The 689-nt window shown below is 61.1% G+C and carries 1 pseudogene; it reads left to right on the top strand.

Going from position 1 to position 689, the window contains the following annotated elements:
- Positions 1 to 689: pseudogene (locus HX793_RS32055) on the top strand (type IV secretion protein Rhs); the annotation flags it as partial.

Below are 689 nucleotides of genomic sequence, written 5' to 3' on the forward strand. Positions count from 1 at the left end.
GCGGGCAGTTGGGCGGCGATTCGTGATGTGTGGGACAGCATCAAGCTCGTACAGGCGATTCTTGATGACCCATTGAAGTATGTCGAACAGTTGGGCGCAGAAGCGGCCAAATTGGCGCAGCTCGCCACCGATGCGCCCAAAGTCATGGAACAGGCGATGCTGCTGGCCAGCGATGAGGCAGCGCTGTTCCTGATGCTGCGCACGGCGATGATCTGGTTGGACGCATTGCCGCCCGGTGAAATGGCTGAGATGGCGGCTGGGTTTGTGGTGTCGTTGCTGATTGACCTGGTGATTGGCGTGGTGTTGACCATCGCGTTACCAGCGGCGGGTGTGGCGTATTTGAGCCTGCGGTTGGTGAAGTATGGCGGGCAGATTCTTGAGGCGGCGACGGGTTTTGTCAGGGGACTTTTGGGGATTCTGACGAAGTTCATGCAGGCCGTGGATCGCTACAAGGCGGTCGCGGTTCGCGGGGTGGTTGGCGGGTTGAAGCAAGGCAGGCTGCAGATGCGCTGGAAGGCGCGGCAGAACGCGATGCTGAAGCAGGCGGAGCATGTGGATGATGTGCCTGCTGTTGGGAAGAATCCGGCTGGGAATGCGGCGGCGGCGTCGGACAAGACGGCCACCAACGGCTGCCCGGTGTCGATGGTCACGGGTGAGGAACTGCTCACCCTCACCGATGGCACGTTGGA

Origin of the sequence: Pseudomonas reactans, assembly GCF_013387025.1 — a bacterium.
Classification (GTDB): Bacteria; Pseudomonadota; Gammaproteobacteria; order Pseudomonadales; family Pseudomonadaceae; genus Aquipseudomonas; species Aquipseudomonas reactans.